Genomic DNA, 1,702 nt, shown 5'->3' on the forward strand with positions numbered 1-1,702 from the left:
GCCGTACTGGTTTAAAGTTAATCCACTATAGATAAAAAAACAACCTCTCTAAAAGCGGTTTGCGGAGCCGGAAACAAATGCACTGATGACGATCAGCAAGACCAATAACAATAAGGCTTCGAGAATATTCATGAAAAACGGTGTGTGGCAAACAGAGGACATTTTAGCATTAAAGGCCGTCTGAAAACCAACCAAACCATCCTATCCCTTACACCCGCTTTTAATCTGCTAAAATTCCGCTTTTACAACCTACCACGGCGGCCCGAAAAATTTTCCGGCTGCCGCAAGCCATTGTCCCTACGCCATGAACTACCCTATCCCCAAACCCCGTGAAAAATCCCGTTGGCTCAATCTTTCGCAAGGCTCGCTGCCGCTGGCTTTGGCGCGTTATCTGCCGCATAAGCGGCTCAAAGTCGTGCTGACCCAAGATGCGGAACAGGCGTTGCGCCTTCAGACGGCATGGCGGTTTTTCCGTCCGCACGATACGGCGGTGTTCCTGCCGGACTGGGAAACGCTGCCTTACGAGCGTTTTTCGCCGCATCAGGATTTGGTGTCGGAGCGGCTCTCGGCGTTGTGGCAAATTAAGAGCGGCGCGGCGGATGTACTGTTCGTGCCGGTTGCCACGGCGATGCAGAAGCTGCCGCCCGTGCCGTTTTTGGCGGGGCGCACGTTCTGGCTGAAAAACGGGCAGACTTTGGATATAGGTCGTCTGAAAACCGATTTGGTGGATGCGGGCTACAACCATGTTTCCCATGTTGTGGCGGCGGGCGAGTTTGCCGTGCGCGGCGGGATTGTCGATTTGTTCCCGATGGGCAGCGAAATGCCCTACCGCATTGATTTGTTCGACGATGAAATCGACAGCATCAAAACCTTTGACACGGACACACAGCGCACCATCTCCCCCGTTTCCGAAATCCGCCTGCTGCCGGCGCACGAATTCCCCACCGACAGCGAGGCGCAAAAAATCTTCCGCAGCCGCTTCCGCGAAGAAGTCGATGGCAATCCGAACGATGCCGCCGTGTACAAAGCCGTCAGCAACGGCCACTTCGGCGCAGGCGTGGAATATTATCTGCCGCTGTTTTTTGAAAACGAGCTGGAAACGCTGTTTGACTATATCGGCGAAGATGCGTTGTTTGTTTCATTGGGCGACGTTCACGCCGAAGCCAACCGCTTTTGGAGCGACGTCAAATCGCGTTACGCCATGGCGCAGGGCGATGAAACCTATCCGCCTTTGCTTCCACAGCATTTGTATCTCTCTGCCGATGTGTTCGCAGGTCGTCTGAAAAACTACGGACAAGTGCTGCCCGATGTTTCCGGCAAGGAACACACCCTGCCCGACCTTGCCGTCAACCGCCAATCTGACGAGCCGTTGCAGGCATTGAAGGATTTTCAGACGACCTTTGACGGGCGGATTTTGCTGTGCGCCGAAAGTTTGGGACGGCGCGAAACCATGCTCGGTTTCTTGCAGCAAAACGGTTTGAAAGCCAAACCTGTGTCCGACTGGCAGGGCTTTTTATCGGCGCACGAGCCGCTGATGATCACAGTTGCGCCGTTGGCATACGGATTCAAACTGGGCGGGCTGCACTCTCCGAGCCAACAGCAACCCACTCCCGCCTCTGAGGGAGAAGGCAAAGCGGTTACTGACCAAACCGAATTTTCCGCATCCGCAACAAACCCTCTCCCTAACCCTCTCCCACAGGAG

The 1,702-nt window shown here is 54.6% G+C and carries 1 protein-coding gene; it reads left to right on the top strand.

Annotated features, from left to right (window positions below):
- Nucleotides 1-304: 304 nt before the first annotated feature.
- A partial coding sequence (locus tag HMPREF3066_RS06125; RefSeq protein ID WP_472684868.1) for a transcription-repair coupling factor family protein occupies nucleotides 305-1,702 on the top strand: 1,398 nt, incomplete at its 3' end.

This window comes from Neisseria sp. HMSC03D10, assembly GCF_001807625.1.
GTDB classification, from domain to species: Bacteria; Pseudomonadota; Gammaproteobacteria; order Burkholderiales; family Neisseriaceae; genus Neisseria; species Neisseria mucosa.